This window comes from Cobetia sp. (assembly GCF_983723665.1).
The window spans coordinates 22,293-23,776 of record NZ_CFDJES010000041.1; the positions used below are offsets into that span (position 1 = coordinate 22,293).

General features: G+C 64.8%; 1 protein-coding gene. It reads left to right on the forward strand.

Going from position 1 to position 1,484, the window contains the following annotated elements; genetic code table 11:
* Positions 1–90: 90 nt before the first annotated feature.
* Positions 91–1,484, forward strand: a 1,394-nt coding sequence (gene nhaC, locus AC4FAH_RS06205) for a Na+/H+ antiporter NhaC (protein ID WP_490245776.1), incomplete at its 3' end; no start/stop codon positions are given.

The following is a 1,484-nucleotide window of genomic DNA, read 5'->3' on the forward strand; positions in this document are numbered from 1 at the left end:
GCGGCGTTGCTCCCCATTCTCCGTGTCTTCTGCCATGCCCGTCACCACGCGGCGTGTCGGCGTCCTCATTTCTTGAAGATGGTGTCTTGAATGCAACAACACCCTGATAACTCTGCTGAGGACAGCGGCTATCGTCCGCCTTCTCTGCTGGATGCCCTGATTCCCATCGTGCTGGTCATCGCCATGCTGGTGCTGGCGGTGGTGCTGTTCGGTGCCGATGCCTCCTGGGGGCCCAATCAGGTCGCGCTGCTGTCCGGCGCGATGATCGCGGGCCTGATCGGTCTCAAGAACGGCTATCGCTGGAGCGATATCGAAGAGGGGATCAACAAGGGCATCCAGATCTCGCTGGGTGCGATCCTGATCCTGCTGGCGGTCGGCGCGATGATCGGCACCTGGATTCTCGGTGGCACCGTGCCGGCGATGATCTATTACGGTCTGGACGTGATCGCGCCGCAGTACTTCTATGCCTCCGCCTGTCTGCTGTGCGCGCTGGTGGCGCTGTCGGTGGGCAGCTCGTGGACGGTCGCCGGTACCATCGGCATCGGCCTGATCGGTATCGCCGATGGCCTGGGGCTGTCCGAGGCGATCACCGCCGGCGCGGTGATTTCCGGAGCCTACTTCGGTGACAAGCTCTCGCCGCTGTCCGATACCACCAATCTGGCGCCGGCAGCGGCCGGCACCACGCTGTTCGCGCATATTCGTCACATGCTGTGGACGACCGTGCCCAGCATCCTGCTCGCGCTGGCAGGCTTTCTGTGGCTCGGCCATGACTCCGTCTCCAGCCTGCAGACGCCGGAGCAGGTCGCCAATCTGCGTGCCCAGCTGGGCGAGCAGTTCAACATCGGCCTGCACCTGCTGATTCCGCTCCTGGTGCTGCTGGTGATGGCCGTGCGTCAGATGCCCGCCTTCCCGGCCATCTTCATCGGCGCGGCGCTGGGCGCCGTCTTCGCGGTCATCTTCCAGCCGCAGGCGGTGGTGGGGCTGGCAAGCGTCACGGACATGTCCACCGCCATGGCGCTGCTCAAGGGCGTGTGGATGTCGATGTTCGATGGCTATGTCTCCCACAGCGGTGATGAGGTGATCGACTCGCTGCTCTCCAAGGGCGGCATGAGCAGCATGCTCAACACCGTGTGGCTGATCCTGTCGGCGATGACCTTCGGCGGCGTGATCGAACGCCTCGGTCTGCTGGAGCGTCTGGTACAGAGCCTTCTGGGCGCGACACGCAATGCCGGTTCGCTGGTCATCACCACGCTGGGCACCTGCCTGGCCTCCAACGTGGTGACCGGGGATCAGTACATCTCGGTCATCCTGCCGGGGCGCATGTATCGCGCCGAGTTCCGTCGCCGCCGCCTGGCGCCGGTCAACCTGTCACGCGCGCTGGAAGACTCCGGCACCATCACCTCGCCGCTGATCCCCTGGAACAGCTGCGGTGCCTACATGGCGGCCACCCTGGGCGTCGCGACCTTGAGCTACCTGCCCTTTGC